This is a genomic window from Bacillus sp. BK450, assembly GCF_004364885.1.
Lineage (GTDB): Bacteria > Bacillota > Bacilli > Bacillales > Bacillaceae > Bacillus > Bacillus safensis.
In genome coordinates this window covers 328,834-355,060 of the sequence record NZ_SOBQ01000003.1, presented here as the reverse complement: position 1 = coordinate 355,060, position 26,227 = coordinate 328,834, and the positions used below count along the sequence as shown (strand labels likewise).

27 protein-coding genes are annotated in these 26,227 nt (G+C 42.9%); 15 read left to right on the top strand and 12 right to left on the bottom strand.

What is annotated here, in order from left to right; genetic code table 11:
- Positions 1-5: 5 nt before the first annotated feature.
- From EV579_RS11750 to rbsB, 6 genes are read left to right on the top strand one after another with little or no spacing between them, the layout of a single operon-like run.
- Positions 6-992: a LacI family DNA-binding transcriptional regulator gene (locus tag EV579_RS11750; protein ID WP_024423674.1), complete on the top strand. Its 987-nt coding sequence runs from the start codon at positions 6-8 to the stop codon at positions 990-992.
- The gene (rbsK, locus tag EV579_RS11745) at positions 989-1,867 is read left to right on the top strand and encodes a ribokinase (protein WP_073207668.1); all 879 of its coding nucleotides are present in this window, start codon (positions 989-991) and stop codon (positions 1,865-1,867) included. The genes EV579_RS11750 and rbsK overlap by 4 nt, the downstream gene beginning before the upstream one ends.
- Positions 1,864-2,256, top strand: coding sequence for a D-ribose pyranase (gene rbsD, locus EV579_RS11740; protein ID WP_034281179.1), 393 nt, complete (start codon positions 1,864-1,866; stop codon positions 2,254-2,256). The genes rbsK and rbsD overlap by 4 nt, the downstream gene beginning before the upstream one ends.
- Positions 2,257-2,271: 15 nt before the next feature.
- Complete coding sequence (locus tag EV579_RS11735; RefSeq protein WP_056765604.1) at positions 2,272-3,753, top strand: sugar ABC transporter ATP-binding protein; 1,482 nt, start codon at positions 2,272-2,274, stop codon at positions 3,751-3,753.
- A gap of 1 nt (position 3,754) precedes the next feature.
- Positions 3,755-4,708, top strand: coding sequence for a ribose ABC transporter permease RbsC (gene rbsC / locus EV579_RS11730; protein WP_024423678.1), 954 nt, complete (start codon positions 3,755-3,757; stop codon positions 4,706-4,708).
- Between the two features lie 13 nt (positions 4,709-4,721).
- Complete coding sequence (gene rbsB, locus EV579_RS11725) at positions 4,722-5,639, top strand: ribose ABC transporter substrate-binding protein RbsB (RefSeq protein ID WP_024423679.1); 918 nt, start codon at positions 4,722-4,724, stop codon at positions 5,637-5,639.
- 36 nt (positions 5,640-5,675) lie between these two features.
- On the opposite strand, the gene EV579_RS11720 is transcribed toward rbsB, so the two are convergent.
- Both EV579_RS11720 and alsR read right to left on the bottom strand, forming a co-directional pair.
- Complete coding sequence (locus EV579_RS11720) at positions 5,676-6,293, bottom strand: flavin reductase family protein (RefSeq protein ID WP_081372103.1); 618 nt, start codon at positions 6,291-6,293, stop codon at positions 5,676-5,678.
- 58 nt (positions 6,294-6,351) lie between these two features.
- The gene (gene alsR / locus EV579_RS11715) at positions 6,352-7,239 is read right to left on the bottom strand and encodes an acetoin biosynthesis transcriptional regulator AlsR (RefSeq protein ID WP_133744483.1); all 888 of its coding nucleotides are present in this window, start codon (positions 7,237-7,239) and stop codon (positions 6,352-6,354) included.
- 150 nt (positions 7,240-7,389) lie between these two features.
- On the opposite strand from alsR, the gene alsS reads away from it, so the two are divergent.
- From alsS to chrA, 5 genes are all read left to right on the top strand, one after another.
- Positions 7,390-9,090: an acetolactate synthase AlsS gene (gene alsS, locus EV579_RS11710; RefSeq protein ID WP_133744482.1), complete on the top strand. Its 1,701-nt coding sequence runs from the start codon at positions 7,390-7,392 to the stop codon at positions 9,088-9,090.
- A 35-nt stretch (positions 9,091-9,125) separates the two neighbouring features.
- Positions 9,126-9,896 (top strand): acetolactate decarboxylase, encoded by a 771-nt coding sequence (gene budA / locus EV579_RS11705; protein ID WP_024423683.1) that lies wholly within the window; start codon positions 9,126-9,128, stop codon positions 9,894-9,896.
- A 151-nt stretch (positions 9,897-10,047) separates the two neighbouring features.
- A complete protein-coding gene (chrS, locus tag EV579_RS11700) occupies positions 10,048-10,524 on the top strand; it encodes a chromate efflux transcriptional regulator ChrS (RefSeq protein ID WP_024423684.1) in 477 nt (158 codons plus the stop codon).
- Positions 10,525-10,540: 16 nt separating this feature from the next.
- Positions 10,541-11,122 carry a chromate efflux transporter ChrB gene (chrB, locus tag EV579_RS11695; RefSeq protein ID WP_122631650.1) on the top strand — a complete coding sequence of 194 codons (582 nt, stop codon included), beginning with the start codon at positions 10,541-10,543 and terminating at the stop codon, positions 11,120-11,122.
- Positions 11,122-11,658 carry a chromate efflux transporter ChrA gene (gene chrA, locus EV579_RS11690; protein ID WP_024423686.1) on the top strand — a complete coding sequence of 179 codons (537 nt, stop codon included), beginning with the start codon at positions 11,122-11,124 and terminating at the stop codon, positions 11,656-11,658. The genes chrB and chrA overlap by 1 nt, the downstream gene beginning before the upstream one ends.
- Before the next feature lie 33 nt (positions 11,659-11,691).
- Here the strand turns inward: chrA and EV579_RS11685 are convergent, their stop codons facing one another.
- Both EV579_RS11685 and EV579_RS19000 read right to left on the bottom strand, forming a co-directional pair.
- A complete protein-coding gene (locus EV579_RS11685; protein ID WP_133744481.1) occupies positions 11,692-13,011 on the bottom strand; it encodes a UDP-glucose dehydrogenase family protein in 1,320 nt (439 codons plus the stop codon).
- Between the two features lie 116 nt (positions 13,012-13,127).
- The gene (locus tag EV579_RS19000; protein WP_003214884.1) at positions 13,128-13,271 is read right to left on the bottom strand and encodes a YwzD family small protein; all 144 of its coding nucleotides are present in this window, start codon (positions 13,269-13,271) and stop codon (positions 13,128-13,130) included.
- Between the two features lie 186 nt (positions 13,272-13,457).
- Here EV579_RS19000 and EV579_RS11680 point away from each other — a divergent pair, with 186 nt between their 5' ends.
- Positions 13,458-15,065 carry an SWIM zinc finger family protein gene (locus tag EV579_RS11680; RefSeq protein ID WP_133744480.1) on the top strand — a complete coding sequence of 536 codons (1,608 nt, stop codon included), beginning with the start codon at positions 13,458-13,460 and terminating at the stop codon, positions 15,063-15,065.
- Positions 15,052-17,829, top strand: coding sequence for a DEAD/DEAH box helicase (locus EV579_RS11675; RefSeq protein ID WP_133744479.1), 2,778 nt, complete (start codon positions 15,052-15,054; stop codon positions 17,827-17,829). Before EV579_RS11680 ends, EV579_RS11675 begins: the two co-directional genes overlap by 14 nt.
- A 68-nt stretch (positions 17,830-17,897) precedes the next feature.
- Here the strand turns inward: EV579_RS11675 and ytvA are convergent, their stop codons facing one another.
- The 3 genes from ytvA to EV579_RS11660 all read right to left on the bottom strand — a co-directional run bounded on the left by ytvA (position 17,898) and on the right by EV579_RS11660 (position 20,461).
- Positions 17,898-18,686 (bottom strand): YtvA family blue-light photoreceptor, encoded by a 789-nt coding sequence (gene ytvA / locus EV579_RS11670; RefSeq protein ID WP_133744478.1) that lies wholly within the window; start codon positions 18,684-18,686, stop codon positions 17,898-17,900.
- Positions 18,687-18,839: 153 nt separating this feature from the next.
- Positions 18,840-19,700 carry a Cof-type HAD-IIB family hydrolase gene (locus EV579_RS11665; RefSeq protein ID WP_208300740.1) on the bottom strand — a complete coding sequence of 287 codons (861 nt, stop codon included), beginning with the start codon at positions 19,698-19,700 and terminating at the stop codon, positions 18,840-18,842.
- Positions 19,701-20,104: 404 nt separating this feature from the next.
- On the bottom strand, positions 20,105-20,461 hold the full coding sequence (locus tag EV579_RS11660; RefSeq protein ID WP_034281192.1) for a hypothetical protein: 357 nt from the start codon (positions 20,459-20,461) through the stop codon (positions 20,105-20,107).
- Positions 20,462-20,578: 117 nt separating this feature from the next.
- On the opposite strand from EV579_RS11660, the gene EV579_RS11655 reads away from it, so the two are divergent.
- The gene (locus EV579_RS11655; RefSeq protein WP_024423692.1) at positions 20,579-20,989 is read left to right on the top strand and encodes a YwpF-like family protein; all 411 of its coding nucleotides are present in this window, start codon (positions 20,579-20,581) and stop codon (positions 20,987-20,989) included.
- Between the two features lie 27 nt (positions 20,990-21,016).
- On the opposite strand, the gene mscL is transcribed toward EV579_RS11655, so the two are convergent.
- Positions 21,017-21,412 (bottom strand): large conductance mechanosensitive channel protein MscL, encoded by a 396-nt coding sequence (gene mscL / locus EV579_RS11650; RefSeq protein ID WP_073207695.1) that lies wholly within the window; start codon positions 21,410-21,412, stop codon positions 21,017-21,019.
- A gap of 127 nt (positions 21,413-21,539) precedes the next feature.
- Positions 21,540-21,974 (bottom strand): 3-hydroxyacyl-ACP dehydratase FabZ, encoded by a 435-nt coding sequence (gene fabZ, locus EV579_RS11645; RefSeq protein ID WP_012011512.1) that lies wholly within the window; start codon positions 21,972-21,974, stop codon positions 21,540-21,542.
- Between the two features lie 219 nt (positions 21,975-22,193).
- Between fabZ and EV579_RS11640 the strand changes: the two genes are divergently transcribed.
- Positions 22,194-23,249 carry a tetratricopeptide repeat protein gene (locus EV579_RS11640; protein WP_133744476.1) on the top strand — a complete coding sequence of 352 codons (1,056 nt, stop codon included), beginning with the start codon at positions 22,194-22,196 and terminating at the stop codon, positions 23,247-23,249.
- A 14-nt stretch (positions 23,250-23,263) separates the two neighbouring features.
- Here EV579_RS11640 and EV579_RS11635 read toward each other — a convergent pair whose 3' ends face one another.
- The 3 genes from EV579_RS11635 to mbl form a co-directional block, all read right to left on the bottom strand.
- Positions 23,264-24,082: a flagellar hook-basal body protein gene (locus EV579_RS11635; protein ID WP_034281197.1), complete on the bottom strand. Its 819-nt coding sequence runs from the start codon at positions 24,080-24,082 to the stop codon at positions 23,264-23,266.
- A 30-nt stretch (positions 24,083-24,112) separates the two neighbouring features.
- On the bottom strand, positions 24,113-24,952 hold the full coding sequence (locus EV579_RS11630; RefSeq protein WP_103131713.1) for a flagellar hook-basal body protein: 840 nt from the start codon (positions 24,950-24,952) through the stop codon (positions 24,113-24,115).
- A gap of 124 nt (positions 24,953-25,076) precedes the next feature.
- Positions 25,077-26,078 (bottom strand): cell shape-determining protein Mbl, encoded by a 1,002-nt coding sequence (gene mbl, locus EV579_RS11625; protein WP_007497573.1) that lies wholly within the window; start codon positions 26,076-26,078, stop codon positions 25,077-25,079.
- Positions 26,079-26,227: the final 149 nt, after the last annotated feature.

The window sequence follows — 26,227 nt, the reverse complement described above, 5'->3', positions numbered from 1 at the left end:
CTCCATTGGCTACAATTAAAGATGTCGCAAAAGCTGCACAAGTGTCTGTTGCCACTGTTTCACGCGTGCTCAATGATACTGGATATGTTCATTCAGATACGAAAACCCGCGTGACGCAAGCGATGCAGGAGTTGAACTACTTTCCCAATGAAGTGGCTAGATCCCTTTTCAAAAGAGAATCACGCTTAATCGGCTTAATCTTGCCTGATATCACAAACCCCTTCTTTCCTCAGCTTGCTAGAGGCGTTGAGGATGAGATTCATGCGCACGGTTTTCGGTTATTATTCGGAAACAGTGATGAAGATCGAGAGAAAGAAATGGCATACTTGCAAACCTTTAAACAAAATCAAGTTGTCGGTGTCATCGCGGTCACAAATGAACCTGAGTCAGATATATACAATGATGATGATCTGCCTGTTGTGTTTTTAGATCGAACAGTTCCACATGCACCTTCTGTTTTTGCAGATGCTGCAGCTGGCGGGAAAATGGCGGCAATGGAATTAATCAGACGCGGTAGCCGGCAGATCACACTGTTAAAAGGACCTGCCCATCTGCAAACAGCGCGGCAGCGATTCAAAGGCGCACTCGATGTTCTCACGGAAACAGGTGTCGACTTTCATGTGATGTCTAATGCTTCCTTTTCCTTTCAAGAAGCCCGAAAAAGTGCCAAGGCCCTTTTCCAGCTGTACCCTGAAACAGATGGGATCATTGCCAGCAATGATATCGTCGCAACAGCGGTCATCCATGAAGCGCTTCGAATCGGAAAAGCGATTCCAGGAGACGTTCAAATCATTGGATTTGATGATATTCCGCAAAGTGAGCTGCTCTTCCCTTCCTTATCGACCATAAGGCAGCCCGCCTATGAGATGGGAAAAGAAGCGGCACAGCTGTTAATCAAAGCGATTCAGAAACAACCGATAGATCAACCAGTTATTCAAATGCCCGTCTCTTTTATTGAACGAGAGACCACAAGAAAGGTGGATTCACAATGAGTCATATTGTTGTAGTAGGAAGCTGTTCAATGGATTTAGTCGTCACTTCAGATAAACGGCCAAATGCCGGTGAAACGGTTTTAGGCGAATCGTTTAAAACGGTCCCAGGCGGGAAAGGTGCCAATCAGGCAGTCGCAAGCGCCAGACTCGGTGCAGATGTATATATGGTCGGCCGAGTTGGTGATGACGCTTATGGCCATGATATTCTCAGCAATTTACAAGCACAAGGTGTCCGTACCTCATGTATGAAACCGGTTACCGAAATGGAGAGCGGCACAGCTCATATCATTTTAGCAGAAGGTGATAACAGCATTGTAGTGGTCAAAGGGGCAAATGACGAGGTTACTCCTGACTATGTAAGTACTGCTCTTTCTACAATTGATGATATTGGGATGGTTCTCATCCAGCAGGAAATACCTGAAGAAACGGTCGAAGCGGTCTGCGCCATTTGCAGTGAAAAAGAAATCCCTGTCATTTTAAACCCTGCACCAGCCCGTAAAGTATCGAAGCAGGTTTTAGATCAGGCTGCTTACATTACACCGAATGAACATGAAGCTGTTCTGATGTTTGATGGTCTGCCAACCAGAGATGCCTTGCGTCAATACCCTAACAAATTACTAGTCACAGAAGGAAAAAATGGGGTTCGATATTTTGATGGAACGAAAGACGTGTTGGTTCCAGGCGTTCCTGTCGAAGCAGTCGATACAACAGGAGCTGGCGATACCTTTAACGGAGCCTTGGCTGTCGCTCTAACAGAAGGCAAATCCCTCTATGACGCACTTGCCTTTGCCAACCTTGCAGCATCAATGTCCGTCACAAAGTTTGGCGCACAAGGCGGCATGCCAACAAGAGAAGAATTGGAGAAAAAGAAATGAAAAAAAACGGCATCCTAAACAGCCATATCGCCAAGGTGCTTGCTGACCTTGGCCACACAGATACAATCGTCATCGCAGACTGTGGTCTTCCTATCCCAGAAGGTCCAGTCAAAATTGACCTAGCATTATCAATCGGCACACCATCCTTTCAGGAGGTCACCTCCCTCCTTCTTCAGGAAATGGCCGTTGAAAACATCACTGTAGCTAGTGAAATCAAAGAAGCCAATGAACGAGATCATTTATTTCTTAAGAAAGCGCTCTCAAAATCGTTACATGAAGTAGACCACGAGACGTTCAAAGACATGACCAAACAGGCAAAAGCAGTCATTCGAACGGGTGAAGCCACCCCATACGCAAACTGCATTCTTCATGCCGGTGTCATCTTTTAAAAGGAGGAGCCAGATATGAACATAGAGATGCATAACATCCATAAGGCTTTTGGAAAAAACACCGTTCTCTCCGGGGTCTCCTTTGACCTCGTCACAGGTGAAGTCCACGCACTCATGGGTGAAAATGGTGCGGGAAAATCAACTTTAATGAATCTGCTTACAGGTCTTTATTCTTTAGATCAAGGAACGATACAAATCGACGGAAAAGAAACCGCTTTCAAAAATCCGAAGGAAGCGGAGCAGCACGGTATCGCCTTCATTCATCAGGAGCTCAACATATGGCCGGATATGACCGTCTTGGAGAATCTATTCATCGGGAAAGAAATCTATACGAAACTCGGACTGCTAGATACTAAGAAAATGAAGACCCTCGCCCAAACGCAGCTGGACCGTTTGTCTGTGAATCTCTCACTTGAACAAGAGGCAGGCAGCTGTTCTGTTGGACAAAAACAGATGATTGAGATTGCAAAAGCATTAATGACCGATGCAAAGGTCATCATCATGGATGAGCCGACAGCAGCTCTTACGGAACGGGAAATCGAGAAGCTCTTCCAGGTCATTGAATCTCTCAAAAAAGAAGGCGTTTCCATTGTCTATATTTCTCACCGTATGGAGGAAATCTTCGCCATCTGTGACCGGATTACGATCATGCGTGATGGGAAAACGGTCGATACGAAGGCCATACCTGAAACGAATTTCCATGAAGTCGTCAAAAAAATGGTCGGCCGTGAATTGACAGATCGATATCCTGAGCGAACGCCTTCTACAGGAGACATTGTCCTTGAGGTGAAACAAGCAACGAGAAAAGGACAATTTCAAGATATCAGCTTCTCAGTTAAAGCTGGAGAAATCGTTGGTGTTGCAGGCTTAATGGGTGCTGGCCGAACCGAAATGATGCGGTCGCTGTTTGGTCTTGATCCTCTTGATCAAGGAGAAATATGGGTTCATGGAAAAAAGGCTGTTATTAAAAAACCAAGTGATGCCGTCAAGCTCGGCATCGGCTTTATCACAGAGGATCGCAAGGATGAAGGATTGATGCTTGATGCATCCATCCGAGAAAACATCGGTCTGCCAAACTTAAAAAGCTTCTCTCCAAAGGGATTGATTGATAAGAAAACAGAACAGGATTTTGTCGACCTTCTCATCAAACGACTGACGATTAAAACGGCTTCCTCTGACATCTCTGCCCGAAGCCTGTCTGGTGGAAATCAGCAAAAAGTCGTCATCGCCAAATGGATCGGCATACAGCCGAAGGTCTTGATTTTAGATGAACCGACACGAGGTGTCGACGTCGGAGCGAAACGAGAAATCTATCAGTTAATGAATGAGCTGACTGATCGAGGTGTTGCCATTTTAATGGTCTCCTCTGAACTCCCAGAGATACTCGGGATGAGCGACCGGGTGCTCGTCATTCATGAAGGAACCATCAGCGGAGAATTAGACAAAGCAGAAGCAACGCAGGAACGAATTATGACACTAGCTACAGGAGGGAAGTAACATGAAACCACTTACTTCAAATGGACGATTTGATCACATCATGCAAAAGCTTGGGCCATTCTTAGGACTCATCATCCTTGTCGCCATTGTTTCTATTTTAAACCCGGCCTTTTTAGAGCCATTAAACATCTTAAACTTACTGAGACAAATCTCCATTAATGCCCTCATTGCCTTTGGCATGACGTTTGTTATTTTAACTGGAGGTATTGATTTATCAGTCGGTGCTATTCTTGCACTGTCCAGTGCCCTGACTGCCGGCTTTATCGTTTCTGGCATGGATCCGATTTTAGCCATTATCGTCGGCTGTATCATCGGTGCCGTTCTTGGGATGATCAACGGTCTTTTAATTACAAAAGGAAAAATGGCTCCTTTTATCGCAACGCTTGCCACGATGACGATTTTCAGAGGTTTGACACTCGTTTATACAGACGGAAACCCGATTACTGGGCTTGGCTCTAACTATGCCTTTCAGTTATTCGGCCGCGGATATTTCTTAGGCATTCCTGTTCCAGCGATTACGATGCTTCTCACCTTTATCGTACTTTGGGTACTGCTTCATAAAACACCTTTCGGCAGAAGAACATATGCCATCGGCGGGAATGAAAAAGCGGCTCTCATCTCAGGAATCAAAGTACCACGCGTGAAAATTATGATCTATTCATTAGCAGGCTTCATGTCTGCCTTAGCAGGTGCGATCTTAACATCTCGCCTAAATTCAGCGCAGCCAACAGCTGGTACGTCCTATGAGCTTGATGCCATTGCTGCCGTCGTACTTGGCGGGACAAGCCTGTCCGGCGGAAGAGGAAGAATTGTCGGCACACTCATCGGGGTGCTCATTATCGGTGTCCTGAACAATGGTATGAACTTACTTGGCGTTTCATCATTCTATCAATCTGTTGTGAAAGGGATTGTCATCTTGATTGCAGTCCTATTAGACAGAAAGAAATCTGCTTAAGGAGGCAGCCGCTATGAAAAAATATCTTATTCTCATCCTGACTCTCTCATTGTTCATGCTTTCTGCCTGCTCACTTGAACCGCCGGAGTGGGCCAAGTCATCAAAGGATGGCAAGAAAAAAGACATCAAAATTGGGCTGTCGATCTCGACGTTAAATAACCCATTCTTCGTTTCTCTGAAAAACGGTGTGACAAAAGAAGCGAAAAAGCTAGGCATTGAAGTCGTGATTGCAGATGCACAAAATGATTCAGCTAAACAAACAAGTGATGTAGAAGACCTTATTCAGCAAGGCGTCGACGCATTGCTCATCAACCCAGCGGATTCATCTGCCATATCAACCGCTGTCGAATCAGCAAACGCTTCTGATATACCTGTCATCACATTAGACCGCTCAGCCGAAAGTGGAAAGGTAGAAGCACTTGTCGCCTCAGATAACGTCAAAGGCGGAGAAATGGCAGCTAAATTTATCATTGACAAGGTTGGCAAAGGAGCAAAAGTCGCTGAATTAGAAGGCGTACCAGGCGCTTCAGCTACACGTGAGCGTGGAAAAGGATTCCATCAAATAGCGGATAAAGATCTAAAAGTGACAGCAAAACAAGCTGCTGACTTCGACCGGACAAAAGGACTGAATGTCATGGAAAACCTCCTTCAAGGAAACCCTGACATCAAAGCCGTTTTTGCCCACAATGATGAAATGGCACTTGGCGCACTAGAAGCGATTCAAAGTTCTGGAAAAGACATTCTTGTCGTTGGCTTTGACGGCAACGAAGATGCACTCAGCTCAATTAAAGCAGGAAAGCTCTCTGCAACGGTTGCGCAGCAGCCAGAGCTGATCGGTCAACTGGCAGTCGGTGCTGCAAACGATGTATTAAAAGGGAAAAAGGTACAAAAGAACATTGCAGCTCCACTCAAACTAGAACAGAAGAAATAAACAGAAAACCCCCGATTTCCCTCAGGGGTTTTCCTATTACTGTGGTCTTTTCAGCACAAATGACATGCCTAAATGGGCATAATCATTACCTGCTAGGCGAGCGACTGGTTTCAGTTCATTAGTAGAAACATAGCCTTTTTCTGCATCATAAACACCCTCATCTAAATGTGCACATACAACCCGGCCAATGATATGATCAACTGTGATCTCCCCTTCATCATTTTGAAAGGTCAGATGTTTTTCCAGCTGACATTCAAAACGAATGCGCGCTTCCTTGATTCCCGGCACTGAAATGACATGACTCTCTACTTGATGAAGTCCGGTGCGATCCAGCTCACTCTCTTCCCGAGGCAATGTAGCAGCTGTTTCATTAATATCTTCTATCATGTCTTCATCACTCACATGGACGACAAACTCTTCCCTGTCAATGATATGCTGCGCAGTATCTTTCATCTGACCATCACGTCGTCCGATAGAAACCGCAATGAGCGGCGGGTGTCCGCTGATGACATTAAAGAAACTAAATGGTGCGGCATTGACAACATCTTCTTTAGACAGACTTGTAATAAACGCTATCGGTCTTGGAACGATAGAACCAGATAATAATTTATATGCCTCTTTTCGTGACAGCTGATCCATTTGCAATGTAATCAATTCAGGTACGCCTCCTTTTAATGTAACGACATCATACCATAACCGTTCCCTACACCTCTTATTCCAGCTCGGTGCGATGCAGGATATGGTGAACAAGATGAAATAAAGCAGGATTATGATTTTCCCGTCTATAGGAAATCGTCCATTCCGCCAGAAGCTGTTCATCCTCAATGGCTCGATATACAACATCCAGATTAAATAAACGCCGGGCTGATTTTGGAATCACTGCAATACCGATCCCTGCTGTGACGAGGCCAATGATCATTTGATATTCCGCCGCTTCCTGCACGATATTTGGAGAAAACCCGTACTTTTCACATAGCAGGACAAAGTGCTGATAAAGAGACGGCCATGATTCCTGTGATAAAGAAATAATTGGTTCATGCCGGATATCTTCAATCGTGACCGTCTCTTGTTGAGCCAATCGATGATTTTTTGGAATCGCAAAAATACATTCACTTTGCTTCATCAAACGACTCACTAATTCTTCATGCGGCGGTGTAGGATGTAAAAAACCGATATCAATCTCACCATTTAAAAGTGCCTCTAGCTGCTGCGGAACAGAAAGCTGCTGCAGCTCAATACTGACAGAAGGATACAGCTCCCTGAATTCACGTACAACAGGCGGCAGAATATCATACGTCGCCGTTCCAACAAAACCTATGATGATTTTCCCCAGCTCTCCTCTTGCTGTATGACGGGCATGATCAACGGCTTTATCAAGCTGCTGCAGCACTCCCCGAACCTCATGTAAAAAGACCTTTCCAGCTGCTGTTAGCTCCACTACCCGCTTCGACCGGTGAAATAAAGGAAAACCCAATTCTTCCTCAAACTGCTTAATTTGCTGACTAAGTGGAGGCTGTGTCATATTCAACCGCGCGGCTGCTCTGCCAAAATGCAGCTCCTCCGCTACTGTGACAAAATACTGCAAATGTCTCAGTTCCATCCTTTCACTCCTCACACACTTATTCGTGAAACATATCAAAACCACGTTAAACATATATTGGAAAATTTATTTTATGAAATGTATAGTAAATCATATCATGAAAATATATTTTCATAAAAAATTTTACTTGCCGAAAGGAGTGCGGGGTAAATGAAATCTCAAGCACAACCCCTAACAAGACGAGGAGCAGAGTTGATTGTTGATACGCTGATTGCTCAAGGTGTGACCCATGTTTTTGCGATTCCAGGTGCAAAAATTGACGCTGTATTTGATGTATTAAAAGACAGAGGTCCAGAGCTTGTCCTATGCAGACACGAACAAAATGCAGCCTTTATGGCAGCTGCTGTTGGACGTTTAACCGGCAAACCAGGTGTTTGTCTTGTCACATCAGGTCCTGGTGCATCTAATTTAGCAACAGGTCTATTAACAGCCAATACAGAAGGTGATCCTGTTGTCGCAATCGCCGGAAACGTCATTCGTGCAGATCGTCTGAAACGAACACATCAATCACTCGACAATGCGGCATTATTCAAACCAGTCACAAAATATAGCGTTGAAGTACAAGACGTTCATAATATACCAGAAGCGTTAACGAATGCTTTTCGCGCGGCACAAAAAGGGCAGGCTGGAGCAGCATTTATCAGCTTTCCACAAGATGTCGTGACAGAACACACCACACAAACACCAGTGTCTGCTCACCCTTCTCCAGAATTAGGTCCTGCACCAGATGCTCTCATCAGTTCGGCTATCGCCAAAATTCAAAATGCACACTTACCTATTGCGATTGTGGGAATGAAAGCTAGTCGTCCAGCTGCTGCAAATGCCACAAGAGCATTATTAAAAACACTTGGTATCCCATTTGTTGAAACGTACCAAGGAGCCGGCGTTCTCTCAAGAGAGCTCGAGTCTCAATATGTAGGCAGAATCGGCTTATTCCGTAATCAGCCGGGTGACCTTCTCATTGAACATGCAGATGTCCTTTTGACCATTGGCTTTGATCCAATCGAATATGATCCGAAGCTTTGGAATCTTCAGCCGCAGCAGCGTCAGATCATCCATGTTGATGACATGCAGGCAGATATTGACCATTTTTATGAGCCAGCGCTTGAGCTTGTAGGCAATATTTCTGAAACCGTCAAACATCTAGCGCATGACAGTGTTCCCCTTTCTCTAAGCAAAGAGAACATAGAATTCGTCACTGAATTACAGGAACTATTAAGCGACATCGAAAAGACACCAGAAAGAGAAAGTCATCGATCTCACCCTCTGGATGTCATTCATACATTGAGACGTCTGATTCCTGATGACACGAAGGTCACGTGTGATATCGGATCTCACGCGATTTGGATGTCCCGTCACTTCCGCGTCTATGAACCGAATTCATTCCTGGTAAGTAACGGCATGCAAACATTAGGCGTCGCATTACCATGGGCAATTGCGGCTTCTATCATGAATCCAGATGAAAAGATTATCTCGGTCTCAGGTGATGGCGGTTTTCTCTTCTCCGCAATGGAGTTAGAAACAGCTGTCCGCAAGAAAACAAACCTCGTTCACCTTGTTTGGAACGACAGCACATACGACATGGTCGCGTTCCAGCAGGAAATGAAATATGAGCGTACATCCTGCGTTGAATTCGGGCAGATCGATTTAGTGAAATATGCGGAAAGCTTTGGAGCGACTGGACTAAGAGTCAACTCACCTGAGGAGCTTTCAACCGTCCTTCAAAAGGGTATAAACATAGAAGGACCTGTGATTATTGATATTCCGATTGACTATCAAGACAACCCTGACCTCGCCAGTCAAAAATGGCCAGAAGTCTTTCGCAAAAAACATGCAATGAACGTCAGATAAGACTTCGATACATTACATTAAAGGAGTGAGCGGTTATGGGTATGATGCACCCAATGAATCAACAGAATGACACAAGACAGCATGACAAACAGCAAGAGGTCTATCAAGTATCGACAATGACCTCCCTGCTGGAAGCCGTATATGATGGAGATTTCTCCCTCGCACATATTCCTGAACACGGTGATTTTGGCATCGGTACATTCAATCAATTAGATGGAGAGCTGATCGGCTTTGACGGCGCATTCTACCGGCTGCGCTCGGATGGAACAGCGACACCGGTCACCAATCAAGATTATTCACCTTTCTGCTCTCTAGCATTCTTTGAAACAGATATCGTTCATCGAATTGATGCACCTATGACGTCCAAAGAACTTGAAGAAGAAATCGATCGCATTTTACCAAGTAAAAATATCTTTTATGCGGTCCGCATTGATGGATCATTCAAAAAGGTTCAAACACGTACGGTTGAAAAACAGGAAAAACCTTACGTTCCGATGGTAGAAGCAGTCAAGTCTCAGCCTATTTTTGACTTTGAGGATATTCAAGGTACGATCGCAGGCTTCCGTACACCGCAATACGCACACGGTATTGCGGTGAGTGGATATCATCTTCATTTTATTGATGAAGATCGAAGTGTTGGCGGACACGTATTTGATTACACCGTTGATCAAGTCACCATCCGCATTTCTCAAAAACGCCATATGAATTTACATCTGCCAAATACGCAGGAATTCTTCCAAGCAGACATTGATAGAGCTGACCTTGCACAGCAAATTGCAAGTGCAGAAAGCAGTCCGGATCAATAAATGAAAACACCCCGATGAGATCGGGGTGTTTTTTTATGCATAAAGATAATTTCTTGCATACAATGTTTTCGTTTCGATAGCAAATGATAATTCATCCATTCTATTCGTAATAAATATGATAGAATATCAACAGAAGAAAGGTGGTTATACGGTGTCAAAAGACTATAGCATTCCAAACCTAACATTAGACGAAAGAGATAAACAAATTTTATCCCTATTACACGAGGACGGGCGCATGTCTTATACAGATCTCGGCAAACAGGTCGGTCTGTCACGTGTTGCCGTACAAGCCCGCATTCAGCAGCTCGTTGAAGCAGGGGTCATTGAACGATTCACCGCTGTAATTAACCCCGCGAAGGTCGGCATTCATGTCTCTGTCTTCTTTAATGTAGAGGTAGAGCCGAAATTTTTAGAAGCGGTTGCCCTTCAGCTTGAAAAGGAAACGGCTGTCACAAGCCTTTATCACATGACAGGACCAAGCAAGCTGCATATGCATGGCATTTTTCAACATGAACAGGAAATGGAGACTTTCCTGACAAAAAAGCTATACCCGCTAGAAGGCGTTGTCAGTGTGGACTGCCAAATGCTCATTAAACGATACAAAAGCCGCATGGGCATGAAATTGTAGACAGGAGTTGAACCACTTGCAATCATATATCGAACTCATTATCGCTATGGTGCGAACCGGTATTCTCGGTTTTGGCGGAGGCCCTTCCGTGATACCGCTTATTCGCCATGAAGCGGTGGTGAAATACCAATGGATCAACGATGACGAATTCGGAGAAACACTCGCCATCGCCAATGCATTACCAGGCCCGATCGCAACAAAAATGTCAGCATACCTCGGCTATCGATTAAAGGGCGTATCTGGCGCAATTGTCGCCACAGCTGCTCATATTTTACCAACATGTCTCGCCATGGTAGCCCTTGTCACACTTGTCAGCGTCTTAAGCTCCTCACAAATCATTCAAAATATGATTGGCGCTGTGACCCCAGTCATTGCTGTTCTTTTAGGTATCATGGCATATGAGTTTGGACAAAAAGCGCTGAAAGGCTTCGGCATGATCTTCGGGGTCGCTCTATTCCTTCTTGCCTTTATTGGGCTGCAAGTGCTGTCCATTCATCCAGGAATTATTGTCATGATCTTTTTACTTTATGGCGCCTTTCATTTTAAACTGAAAAATCGCTGGAATCGGCCAAATAAAGAGAAAGGAGTGTCTTCATGATGCTGATTCTCTTTTTATTCTGGGCATTCTTTTTATCCAATCTATTAGGATATGGCGGTGGCCCTGCATCCATCCCGCTCAATTATGAAGAAATCGTCAATCATTTTCATTGGATGACGAACGAAGGATTCTCCAATATGCTGGCTTTAGCCAATGCACTGCCGGGGCCAATCGCTACGAAGATTGCAGCATATGTCGGCTATGACGTCATGGGCTGGCCAGGCTTTATCGTGGCACTGCTTGCAACTGTCCTGCCATCCGCTGTTGGGCTGATTTTATTGCTCAAACTGATTGACCGCTTTCGTCAATCTCCCGTCGTAAAAGGCATGACCTTATCCGTTCAGCCTGTCATTGCGATGATGATGCTTTTATTAACATGGGAAATCGGCGGAGATGCTGTGAAAGCCATCGGCTGGACGCAATCGCTCGCCATTGCTGCGATCTCCTTTTTCTTGATGACCAAATTCAAGCTGCACCCTGCCTTTCTTATTGTGGCTGCTTTCTTATATGGCGGATTCATTCTGCCGCATTCATAAAAACCGATAACATTCACTGTTATCGGTTTTCTTTTACATATAAATTGGAGAAATTGATCTGCGCCCAATCGAATGATACTCGATCCCTGCTTGTTCTGCCGCTTCAAGTGTATGACAGTTTCGTCCATCGAAAATAAGCGGCCGCTTCATCCATTTCTTATAGGAAGCGAGTGGAAACGACTGAATATCCGCCCACTCTGTTAATAGACAGACCGCATCGGCATCCTTGATCGCTTCCTCAATCGTTTGAGCAAATAAGACTTGATCCGGCAGCTCGCGAGCTGCATGCCGGGCAGCAACAGGATCATATGCCACAAGCTCCGCACCTAATTGATGGAGCTCATGAGCGATCGGAATAGATGGCGCCTCCCTCATATCATCTGTATTCGGTTTAAAGGACAGACCAAGTAGCGCAATTCGCTTCCCTTCAAGAACTGCCCCCAGCCGCTCCTGAATATTTTGGATAAAACCCGCCCGCTGCTCATTATTTACTTTGATGACAGCCTTTAACAGCTCAAAATCATGGGACACATGCCCTGCAATTTGGACAAGTGCATTTGTATCCTTTGGAAAACAAGAACCTCCATAGCCAATGCCCGCTCTGAGAAAGGAAGAACCAATCCGCTGATCAAGCCCCATTCCCTGCGCCACCCATTCAACATCAGCACCAGTTTTTTCACAAATGGAAGCAATTTCATTCATAAAACTGATTTTTGTCGCAAGAAATGCATTTGATGCGTACTTGATCATTTCAGCACTTTTACGGTCTGTTTTCACCAATGGAAGATGGAAATCAGCATACATCTCCTCTAACTGGTCTAATACGGCTTTTGTTTCAGCTCCAATCACTAGCCGATCCGCCCTCAATGTATCTGAAATGGCAGAGCCTTCCCGTAAAAATTCTGGGTTAGATGCAATCGCTAGTGGCTCCTTCCGTCCTAATTCTTGATGGATCAACTGATCGATTTGATCACCCGTTCCGACAGGCACTGTACTTTTCACCACAAGAATCGCCCCTGACTTTGCTTTTAAGCCCATCTCTTTTGCAGCCTGAAACACATACTGTAAATCAGCTTGGCCATCTACCTGCTGCGGGGTGCCGACTGCAATCATTAACACATCAGCCCGCGAGTAGGCTTCCGCTCCATTTATGTGAAAATGAATTCGTCCCTGCGCAAGATTGCGTTTCAATAGCTCTTTTAACCCTGGCTCATACATTGGGGGCTTTCCTTGTTTCAGCTGCATGACCTTTCGGCGGTCAATATCAATACACGCCACATCATGACCTGCCTCCGCTAAACACACACCTGTCACAAGTCCCACATACCCACAGCCTGCAATCGCAATATTCATGACACCATCAGCTCCCCATACTCCTTATGCTTGTAATGACATCGTATGCCGGGAGCTTTCATTCCATTCTTAAAAGCATACAAAAACCCCCTGCCATCACTAGCAGGGGGTCACTTTTATGAAACAAGACCATTTCGAATATGAGCAATCAGATTTTCAAGCATTTCTTTTGTTGTGACATCATTTGAATTTTCACCAATATCATGAGCGTACATCAAAATCTTTAAAAACTCTTCTTGATTTAAACCCTTATTATCCATGTCTGTATCCTTTCGAATCCACTAATTTCATTATTATATGCTGTAAGGTTGGTTTATGCAATACTCTAATACATCATTCGACAGCTTTTGAAATTTATGACCATTTTCATGAAAAACTTTTTTATAATTCCCCATTGAGCTATAATAAAAGAATTGGAATCTTTTACTTGGTTAGGAGCGGATCAAATGCTTCAGCACAACATCAACGAAGAAGAAATCAAACAAACAGCCGAACAGATCAAAGAACTTCTTCCTGCAACAGATGAAAACAAACAACTCATCAAAAAAGCATTGATTACTTATAGACAGGACAGCGTATATCGGCTCAAGCAAGAGTCTGATACCGAATGGTCAGCTTATGTACATGATGTCGTGGCAGCAAGAGTCCACCTTCATGTGCTGTTTCCTGTGAGAAGCAGCTGCTCATGTCCAGCAGATGGACTTTGTAAACACATTCTCGCTGTCTTCTTTTCGCTATACGCTCAAGTAGAGAGTGTGACCGGATTTACAGAACATTGGTCAGAAAAGGATGAATTACAGCGCAGCAAAGAACTGATTCGCCAGCACTTCCAAGTGAAGCGCCCAGACGAACAATCACTCCAAAGCTGGCTGACTTTTTTCCAAGAGGAATTTAACCTCTGGCTGAAACGGACACCGAAGCACCAGCAAACACCGCAGCATTTATATTACGGCTATTTATCGATCCTAAAAAAACACGCACCTGCTTCACCTGAATTCAAGAGCTTGTATGCGATTCATACGTCGATCGATGTATGGCTGAGGCTTCATGAACTCGTCGACCTCGGCCGGCTTGATGCCGAAAAAGACTTTTATTCCATGAATCCCTATGTAGAACAGCTCATGAACACCATTTTCGATTCAGTGGATCATTTGAAGACATACGCCCTTTCCTTTTCCCTCGATCCGTTTCTTGAAAACACACCAACTGCCGTTCGCACACTTCTTCAAATCAATGGACCTTTCCAGCATGAACGAGTAGCGGTCTTTATGGAGATTTGGGGCACCATATTAAATAGAGGGAAATGGGTCAAAAAAGAAACAGAATTACTAAAGAACGCCCAGAAGAAAGAACAAACGGTTGAACGTACCATCGGGCTGATGCACATGGATTATTTACTGAAAGAAGACGACAGCCTCTTTCAGCAATTACAGCTGCTCAATGCGGATATGCTGCCAAATGTGCTCAATTGGCTGAAGGATCTCACAAACCGAAAGGACTGGAAGCGGCTCAAGCTCTGGTATCATGAAATCACCTATATATTAGAGGAATATTGCCAGCTCGACCTTTCCTACAGAGAACTGCGGGGAGCTGTCAGTGATTTCTTCTTTTATTTAGATGCATACTTTAAGCAGACGAAGGATCATCATTTATATGAACGTTATCTCCAAATCTGTATGCCCTATGCGTTTACAGAATACAGTCAGCTCTTGTATGCACAGCAGCGTTATGCGGAATGGATTGAGATTCACAGCCTTGTTGGTTTCTCCATTAGTGAACTGGAGAAGGATTTGATCAAACAGATTGCAAAAGAGGAGCCGGAAGCCCTCATTCCATCGTACCACCGTGAAATCTCACTGCTTCTCGATCAAAAGAATCGAAGTGCTTATCGAGAGTCTGTAAAAATGCTGAAAAAACTGCGCACGCTTTATCATAAAACGAACAAAACCGCGATCTGGGAAAGGTATGTAAAGCAGCTGCAAGATTCAACAAAACGGCTGCGTGCGTTCCAAGAGGAAATGAAGAAAGGAAAATTGATTGATGACACGCCATAAACAAATTGTCATTCATGCAGAACAAACTGAAGATTTCTCTTTCACCATTTCAGCGCAAGCAGAGGACGGACACCCTGTTCCGCTTAATGAAATGAAGAGGCAGCTTTTCCAATGGCACGAATCTTCTTTCTACGGAACATTTTTAGAAGATGTGAGCTTTATTGGCACTCCTGCCTTTCTGTTAAGCCCTTGGATGACCGTTGAATTGCTAGGAAAAAATTCATTTAATACGTTTAGTCATGTGACATTAACGGATGAAACGGAACCACTGATGAAGACAGCCTCCACCATTTACGAATTCATCGAGGACGAAGATTACGTTCCCGATTACGAGGCGTGGAAAAAAGGCGAACTTCGATTTAAAGACAAAGAAGGCCTATTAGATGGCTATACGGCTGATTGGTTCTCCTTTGCTGTACAGGATTACATTCAGTATGATGATGCCTTGCAGCACAAATGGAACCGTATGACTGCACAATCGCCTGCGCTCTCATCCTTCCAAGGACATTTTTTAGATGAGCAGGATTTCCTGGAGACGATTGGCTGGATTGATGACGAGACGCCGTTCACTGTCGGCTTGCGCTTAAACGAGCCTGATTTTGACGGTGATGATTGGAAAATCGAATTGTTTTTACGTGATAAGAAAAACAGCGACCTTCACTTTTTTGAAGGCATTCGTTCATTGAAAAGGTCTTGGCACCCGTATCAAGATAAAATTTCAAGAGAGCTGGAACGATTCAGTCAAATCGTCCCTTGGCTTTCTTTCACATCTGGCACCACACTTATGTCAGAAGAAGAAGCATGGCTCTTCCTATCTGAAGCAAGTGAAACACTTGTCAATATGGGCATTGAGATTCTGCTCCCATCATGGTGGCAAATTGTTAAAGACAGCACGATGATGTTAAAAGCAAGGATTTCTTCTACACCGCGAGGCGAATCGCATGTCGGAATGGACGCATTAATGGACTTTAATTGGCGCTTTGCGACAAACGGCATTGAACTGACAGAAGATGAGTTCAACGAGCTTGTCCAAAGCAAACGACGCCTTGTCAACATTCGAGGACAATGGATCAAAATAGATCCGACCTTCATTCAGCAAATGAAAAAGTGGATGGAGCGTGCCGAAAATGAAGGGCTTCACATGTCTGATATTTTGTCACGCGAACTGGCAGATCAAGAAGCTTCCTCTGAATCGATTCCAGAACTGCTAGACAGTTCAGCATTTGCCCATATTCAATTTGAACTTTCATCGCAATTAAGAGGGCTTGTCCACCAATTAAATGATTCGCACGAGCTGCCTTCTTACGAAATGAGTGAGTCCTTCAAAGGCACACTGCGTCCGTATCAGCAGCATGGCGTGAATTGGCTTTTATTTTTAAGATCTCATGGATTTGGGGCTTGTTTAGCAGATGATATGGGCCTTGGAAAAACGATTCAAATGATCGCATATTTCACGTATTTGAAGGAGCAGGAGCAAAATGCCGCTCCGTCTCTCATCATTGCGCCGACCTCTGTTTTAGGAAACTGGCAACGAGAGCTCGAAACATTCGCTCCACATTTGAATGTTGCCCTGCATTACGGCCCAGCACGTCCACAGGGAGAGAACTTCACAAAAGCATACGAATCAACAGATATTGTCCTGACTTCTTACGGACTCTCACATTCTGATCGTGATGAATTAACGGCAGCAAAGTGGAATACCATTTGCTTAGACGAAGCCCAAAACATCAAGAACGCCCATACGAAACAATCGAGAGCGATTAGACAGCTCAAGGGACAGCATCACATTGCCCTCAGCGGGACTCCAATGGAAAACCGTTTGACAGAGCTTTGGTCCATATTCGACTTCGTCAACAAAGGATATCTCGGCAGCCTGACCAGCTTCCATAAAAAGTTCGTCCTTCCGATTGAAAAAGACCGTGAAGAAAAAAGAATTGAACAGCTGCAGCAGCTGATCAAACCATTTTTATTAAGACGAACAAAACAAGATGAAGAGGTTGCCCTAAACCTGCCTGAGAAACTCGAAGAAAAAGAATTCATTCCGCTCTCCGCTGAGCAGGCGTCTTTATATGAACAGCTCGTGAAGGATACATTTGAACACATGGCATCATTAACAGGGATGCAGCGAAAAGCCATTATTTTAAGTATGCTTGGCAGACTCAAACAGATTTGTGATCACCCTGCGCTCTATTTAAAAGAGAGCGGAACAGATGTGAAACTGCTGAAACGTTCGTTAAAAATGGATAAACTCGCAGAGCTGTTAAAAGCGATACATGAGCAAGGAGAAAGCTGTCTCATTTTTACGCAGTATATTGAAATGGGCAACATGATCAAGCAGCTGGCAGAAAAGATGTTTGGAGAACCGGTCCAATTTTTAAATGGCAGCCTCTCAAAACAAGAGCGGGACAAAATGGTGGACCGCTTCCAGAAGAAAGAATTCAACATCTTAATTCTCTCTTTAAAGGCAGGAGGAACAGGACTCAACCTAACCGCCGCAAACCATGTCATTCACTACGATAGATGGTGGAATCCTGCTGTGGAAAACCAAGCGACAGACCGAGCTTATCGGATTGGACAAAAACGATTTGTTCACGTCCATAAGATGATCACAACGGGCACAATCGAGGAAAAAATCGATCAAATGCTCGAAACAAAACAAACATTAAATGATCAAATTATCCAAAGCGAAAGCTGGATTACAGAGCTATCGACAAACGAACTAGAAGACTTATTTACCTTAAGTGCCGCCGCTCAATCATCTTAAACACAGCAAAAAGAGGACTTTTCATTAATCTGGAGAAAAGTCCTCTTTTTCATTTCATATAACGTACGCTAAATGTTCAGTTTTTTCAATGCAGATTTCACATTCATAAACGTATTTAATTCACGGAAGTCCTCTCTCATTTCTCCCATTTTCATTGCAAGATTCGGTTTAATTCCTGTCACAATGAGTTCAGTACCTGTCATTAAAATCAAATCGTTCAGCTTAAAGATCGCATCTGCCACAAATGAATCCACTTCTAATAATCCGGACAGATCGACAATAAAATAATCATCCTTGGATTGAGAGATATAGGTGGAGACCGTTGAAATGATCTTATCAAATCTAGGCGCTGTTAACGTACCAATGATCGGTAACACAGAGATACCATCTTTCACCGGAACGATGGGAACAGAAATATTCAGCACTTCATCAATTGATTGCTCAAGAAGCTCCTGCTGTTCCTTCTCTTTCGTGACATCCTTTTGCAGACCAACGAAATAAAGACGTTTCCCTTCATTTTCATCAATCCAAAGAGGAGCGACACTTAACTCGTTCCAAAACATTTGTCCAGATTTTTTATAATTTTTCAGCTGAACCGTGACAGCCTCTTTGTTCTCAATGGCTGTTCTAATTTGCTTGAGAGCGATTTGTTCAGTTTCATCTCCCTGAAGGAAACGACAATTCCTCCCCAATACTTCGGGTTCTTGATAGCCTGTCATATCTAAAAAGCCCTTATTCACATATATTAAAGGATTATCAGGTAAAGACGGGTCCGTCACCGTCAGGCCAACCTGAGTATAGTCCAAGGCTTCCTTGATTAAATGCAGATTTTCGGACTTATAAGATTCCAGCGCCATTCGTTTAGTCTCCTTATTTTCCTTACAAGCGGGTTATATTCATAATTAAATTATATGATGTTCCACATCATGTGTAAATAGAAGTGGTTCTGAATTCCTCTTTTGTAGAATGCGCTTCATCCTATGTGATTTATACCACGACATCTGATTCATCTATTTCAAAAGGTGCCGGATCATATGCGCGACTCCGTGTTCATCATTTGATAACGTCACGTGATCAGCGATTTCTTTTATATCCTGTCTCGCATTCCCCATTGCAACCCCAACACCAGCTGCTTGAAGCATCGATTCATCGTTTAAACTGTCTCCTACAGCCGCTGCCCTACTTAAAGGAATACCTAGTCTTTCTGCCAGCCTTGTTAAAGCCTGTCCTTTAGACGCGTCCTTTGAACCAATTTCAAAGTTATGATCAGCCGAACTGACCAATGTTAAATCTGAATCATCACCAAACTCATCCCATCCGGCTTTCAATCTGTCTTGAAAGAAAGAAAAACCTAAGATGTTGTAAAATGAAAGCTTTCGATCCTCACGAAACAATTCTTTATATGTATCAATATAAGAAAAACCCGACTGGCTGTATTGAACTTCTGCCGCTTGCTTTAAGACATTCTGATCCGTTTCTGGATTTGCACTTTTTAAGCGGTCCATTTCAATCACAAGGAGCTCTCTGCCGCGATTTGGTGTGAAAATGGCTTCGTTTGTAAAGACTTCATAATAATAATCACGTTCTTCAAGCCATGACAATATGTGTTTAGCCTTTTCTTCTTGTAAAGCAGCTGAATGGTACACTTGTCCAGTTGGATCATGAATCACAGCTCCATTGGCACTAATCACCCATGTATTCATACCAAGCTGGTCAAAAATAGACCTCACATCAAAATACGCTCTCCCTGTTGACACGACAACCTCAATTCCATTCGCAGCTGCTTCCTTTAATGCCTGCTCGTTTTCCTGACTCACTTTGTGTTCACTGTTCAATAAAGTTCCATCTAAATCCGTTGCGATTAATTGAATGTTTGTCATCGTTCTCTCCTTTTTGTCTTTATTTTCAACCGACATACCGTTAACAAAATCCATCATCATTATGAAATGAGTATCCACTATTTGCAAGAGCTGATCGGTTAAACAGTGAATAAAAGGGTATCCGGCCACGCAAATATGACCGGATACACACAAAGGGGATTCACAAGGGGACACATGACCTATACAAAGAAGCATTGGTTCTATTACGCAGTGTACATATGAACAAGGCAGCATCTATCAGCTTTAGCTAGAGGGGGGCTGTCAGATGATAGACGTTACCTTTTGATTCGGGACTTGCCTCCTTTCCTTTCAGCTACCCCTAGTCTACGGAGAAAGGCCGTATGTGACAAAACAGGAAAATAGCAAAATAGGCCTTCAAATTCTCTATATCCTCATTAATTTCTGTTTTTTACCGCTTGCGTATAAAACATCATCTTGTTTTGTTTGATGAAATACTTATTTTTCATAAATTGATAAAAAATATCTGAATGAATCCAATTACTAGAAGGCATGTGAATATAATCAGATCCGTCCCACGCAAACCAATAAAAACAAAGCCGGCCATCATGAACCGACAGCTGAAACTCAAAACAGTCCATTTGATCCTCGGTGACATATTGAAACGTGAGTGACTCTCCTTCTTCCATATACACATCACAAAATGAAAGAATGTCTCCCCACGAATAAACACGTATATCACTCTTTGCCTTGTCGTCGCCAATATGAATGTTTCTCAATTGATAGGACTCCATAAAACATCTCCTTTCACTCAAGTGCAGCTAGTTCTAAGCAGGCAGCGGTTTCATTTATACAGATGTTGTATGCTATAATAATACTTACGAATAATGAACGCTTGTGAGGTGATAAATATGAAAACCTTTAGGCTAATTGATTTAAAAATTGAACTTGATCCACAGCAAGATAAAATGTCCAGTATTCCCCTTCGTGACGGTTTAATCATTAATAAAGAAGACGGTGAAAATCACTGGATGATTGAAGCACTCATTCCAAAGAAACATAGACAGGTGTTTGAGGTACTCTTTCAGCAGCACACAGAAGTGAAGATTCTTGTAACGATTACTAAAGAAAACAACCGCCCTGTTCATCTATCTGTCCAAGTCAAAAACATCGTTGCCTTAGAAGAAAACATTTCTGTGTTACTCGATGGTAAAATGATTACAAATCGTTACAGAACAGAAACTGAAGAAGTATTAAAAGACCTCGTCAAAGAGGGGCTGTCAGGAGAAAAACTACTGGATGCTTTTAAACAAAACACATAAAAAAGAGCGGGATCAGCCGCTCTTTTTCTATTGCACATCTTTAGACTGGCCTTGATTTTTCAATAAATCTCTAATTTCAGTTAGCAGAACTTCCGTTTGATCCGGCGTTTCCACAACCTCTTCTTCCTCAACCTTTTTCCGTTTTAACTTATTCAAATAACGAATAAAGATAAAAATGGAAAACGAGATAATTAAGAAATCAACCACTGTTTGAATAAAGTTCCCATATAAAATTTGAGCCGCTCCGATTTTAATGGATAGACCGCTAAAATCATGCCCTCCAATAATAATACCGACAAGCGGCATGATTAAATCATTCACAAGAGAAGTGACAATTTTGCCAAATGCTCCCCCAATGATGACACCTACAGCCAAGTCAATGACATTGCCCTTGACGGCAAACTCTCTAAATTCTTTCAGCATCCTTTATCACCTTCATCTTTTTTTGTCTAATATGACGTTTTTTTGTCAAAATTGCAAGTCCTTATCCGCTCTAACTGAACGTTTCTAAATAAAAAAGCGATTCATGCTTAATGAACCGCCAGGAAAATCATGATACTTTAGGACCGATAGAAAATGTCAGTTCTGCTTCACATGCAACTTCGCCATCTACTGTCGCTACTGCTTTTCCTTTTGCAACCGGCCCGCGGAGGCGCGTCACTTCAACCTCTAAACGAAGCTGGTCACCAGGCTTGACCTGTCTTTTGAAGCGGCATCCGTCAATCCCTGCAAACAAACCAATCTTTCCTTTGTTTTCTTCCTTGCCTAACATAATCACACCAAAAACCTGTGCGAGTGCTTCTACTATAAGCACACCAGGCATGACTGGGTAACCAGGGAAATGGCCGTTAAAAAATTCTTCATTCACTGTGACATTTTTAATTCCAACCGCTCTTTTTTCTCCCTCAACCTCTAGAATACGGTCGACCAATAAGAATGGATAACGGTGTGGAATAATGTCTTGAATTTGCTGAGCATCAAGCATATCTTGATCTCTCCTTCTTTTCTATATCGCTGATCTTCATTTGATTCCTATAGAAGTATATTATGAATGCTGGCATTTTTCAATATTCGCCTTATGCATATGGTAAAAAATAGAATCTACTATTACCAATTGTCATCAAATATAATCCACACTACACTCATTGTTTTTTCACAAATATGGTAATATATATTACAACATTGATTGAATAAGAGGGTAAAAATGAATTTTATGAGCGATAAATCCATAAAAAAACTTCTCCATTCCTGGTATACAATGCTAAAGCATCGACATTTTTCGAAGGCTGAAGAAATCAAAAAAACACTGCTAAAATATAAACGCAAATTATCAAAAAAACAGGAGCTCTATTTCCATTATCAGCTGATGCTTTTCCGTCATCAGCTCTGGATGAATCAGACAGAGGACTTAGAAAAACTCAAACATGAACTGCTGCCCCACAAAGATGATATGAACGAAGAACTGCAATATTATTTTTATTTCTTTCTCGGATTATATGAATCTTTAAAAAGTGATCAAAATGATGCGATTCATTATCTCGAAAAGGCAGAGGAACGACTGCCATTACTTGACGATGAGCTGGAGGAAGCAGAGTTCCATTTCCGTACAAGCGGTGTTTATTATAACAACCGTTACTCGTTGTTATCGATTCGTCATATTCAAAAAGCCATGGATATTTTTGCAAAGCACGGAGATATCCATAGCATCTATCGGTGTAAAATTGTGCTCGCTCTTAACTATAGCGACCAAAAGAAATATGAGGAAGCGGAAGATATTTTCATTGAAATTATTGATTATGTGAAAAAGATTGATGATCAAGAGCTGCTCGGTATCGTTTACTATGATGCTGGCTTTATTCAGTCAAGACAAAACCGTCATAAGGAAGCGCTAGAATACTTCAAAAAAGCACTTCGTCTTCCAGCATACCGAAAGTCAGCACACTCCTATGTATCGTGCCTATACGAAACTGTGCGTTCCTGTTTTAAAGAAAATTTAACCGATGAAGGGATGAAATATCTTCAAAAAGGACTGAAAGAAGCCGTTGCTTCCCAGTTTGATATATTAAGAATGAAGTTTCAAATCTTATCTCTTCTCTACAGCCAAACGCCAAAGGCAGATGAGCAGATCGCCACGCTCGTCACATGTCTTGAACGAAAAGAAGCCTGGATTGATCTTGAGGATCTGCTTGCTGATGTCTCAGATTTTTATAAAAAAAAGGGCGACTTTGAGCGAGCCGCCTTTTTTATCATGAGAGGCTGATACCAGCCTGCTGATTATCGAATTGTATTAATTAATCCCAGCATTTGATCGCCCATCGTAATCGTTCTTGAATTCATCTGATAGGAACGCTGTGTTGTCATGAGGTCTGTTAATTCTTTCGACATATCCACATTTGACGTTTCCAGTGCACCTTGCTGAAGCTGAATCGCCTCTCGGTTTGCTCCATTTAATGCTGTTAATGCACCTTGATAGGTTCCGTCGACCGAGAACAAATTATCTCCTTCAGAGACAAGTGCTGACGAATTATTGACTTGTACAACGCCTAGATTCACTTGCTGATTCGGTTGATTATCTCTTGAAATCGCCGTAAGCCGTCCATTTTTATCAATTGAAATATCACGGAAATTCGCATTTAAGACGATTGCATTTCCGTTTTCATCAAGAATCGGATAGCCTTCGCTCGTGACAAGCTGCACTTGGTTACGGTTATTGCCCGGCTGTAAGTAAAGTGAGCCATCTCTTGTATAACGGATATTACCGCCGGCGTTGACCTGCAAATACTGCGACGGCGCTCCGAAGGCAACATCAAGATCACGTCCTGTTTCTTTAATAGAGCCTTGCAGCGAGTTAATGGACGCATTGACCATTGTACCCGTTCCAAGCCTTAACCCAGCAGGTGTCAGACGACTGTTTGCCACCTGCTCATTTTTTTCATCTACCTGATTAAACTGTTGTCTGATCAGCTCTGAGAAACGGGTGTTTTTCGCGCGGTATCCTGTTGTTTCACTGTTCGCGATGTTGTTGCTGATGATGTCAAGCTGCTTTTGCACTTCATTCATCGATACAGCTGCATTTATCATCGTTCTAAGCATAATTTTCCTCCTTTCTTTTTCATTTCTTGATTAGTACACTCTGCCAATTTCATTCACTGCTTTTTCTAAGCTTTTATCATACGCCTGAACCACTTTTTGGTTTGTTTCAAATGCTCGGTAAGCCGTTGTCATATCTGTATATGATTTCGTCACATCCACGTTCGACAGCTCCGATACGCCTTGGCTTAACGTGTAGGACATTTGACCGTTATTGACTGCACTTGGCAGGGGCTGGTTATCAACTGTACGGTATAAATCATTTCCTTCACGCGCTAGGTTTCTTGTATCCATCGCAACACGTACATCGATTTGACCAAGATTTTGGCCATTTTCAGACACAGTACCATCTGCATTCACTTTGAAGTTCTCACTCTGAACCGTAATCGGCTGACCCGTCACGGAAAGAAGAGCGCGTCCATTAATCGTCAGCTGATTTTGTGCGTTCAATGTAATGGAGCTGCTTTTCGTATAACGAACGCCTTCTGGTGTGTTGACCGCATAAAATAGCGCTGATTTCTGATTGGTCTCCGGATTGATCGGCACATTATTTTCAACTAGTGCTACATCTGTTGTTTGATCTGTTGTTTTTAAAGTTCCCTGTGTAAATTGAGGGATTAATTCCTGCATATATGTCCCAGTATTGATTCCACCAATCGGCGATTGCAGTGGAACACTAAAGCCTTTGCCTGAGGATGTTTGGAAACGTCCTGATTCCATTCGGCTCAGCAGCATTTCTGGAAATGCACGCATTGCCCCTTCATCCGCTTTATATCCTGGGGTATTCGCATTTGCGATATTATTTGAAAGCATTTCTGTCCGCCGCTCTTGAGCGATCATGGCAGATGTTGCGGTGTATAGTCCTTTTAACACGTGCTCACCTCATTCAAATTCTTTCACATGACCTAAACACAATCTTCTATGAAATATATCGGCTGATTAGCAGGGTTCTTTAATAAAAATCCCCCATTCTTTCTAAAAAGAATGAGGGAAATCATTAGCTGAGTTTACGCTTTGGCAGCTTGTCCATATTATCAAGCATCACGCCCGTACCAACTGCTACACAGTCCATTGGATTTTCAGCAACGAAAACTGGTACTTTCAGCTCTTCTGCAAGCAATTGATCAAGCCCGTTTAGAAGAGCTCCGCCACCTGTAATGATGACGCCGCGATCGATAATATCAGCTGATAATTCAGGCGGTGTTCTTTCAAGAACTTGTTTCGCAGCCTGAACAATCGCAGATACAGATTCACGCAATGCTTCTTCTACTTCTTTGCTTGTGACGGTAATCGTTCTTGGTAATCCTGTCACCATGTCTCGTCCACGAATCGAAATCTCTTCGTGACGTGCGTCTGGGAATACCGTTGCAACTTGGATCTTAATATCCTCAGCCGTGCGCTCACCAATCAACAGCTTGTACTCTTTTTTAATGTAGTTTAGAATTTCCAGATCAAATTTGTCTCCAGCCATTTTAATAGAAGAGGCGGTTACAATGTCACCCATTGAGATGACAGCGATATCTGTCGTTCCGCCTCCAATATCTACGACCATGTTTCCACTTGGCTGAAAAATATCCATACCAGCACCAATCGCTGCTACTTTTGGCTCTTCTTCAAGAAATACATGCTTACCACCGCTTTTTTCAGCAGCTTCTTTGATCGCCTTCTGCTCAACAGATGTAATATTTGTCGGGCAGCAGATGAGCATACGCGGCTTAGAGAACAGCCCTTTCACATTTAATTTGTTAATAAAATGCTTGAGCATCGCTTCAGTTACTTCAAAATCAGCGATTACGCCGTCTTTTAATGGACGAATCGCAACAATATTCCCAGGCGTACGTCCAACCATACGTCTAGCCTCTTCTCCAACAGCCAAAACTTTCCCGCTGTTTTTGTCAAGAGCTACCACAGATGGTTCATTTAACACAATTCCTTTTCCTTTGACATGAATCAGTACATTTGCAGTACCAAGATCAATTCCAATATCCCTAGCAAACATCTATATATATCCTCCTTGAAAATCTGTTTCCATAGCAAATACCACATTCTGCCCTAATTATATATTCTATCATAATTTGCAGAAAAAAAGATATTTCTTTACAAAAGTCTTTACAAAATTTGTGGTTAGAAACTACCGATATGAGGAAG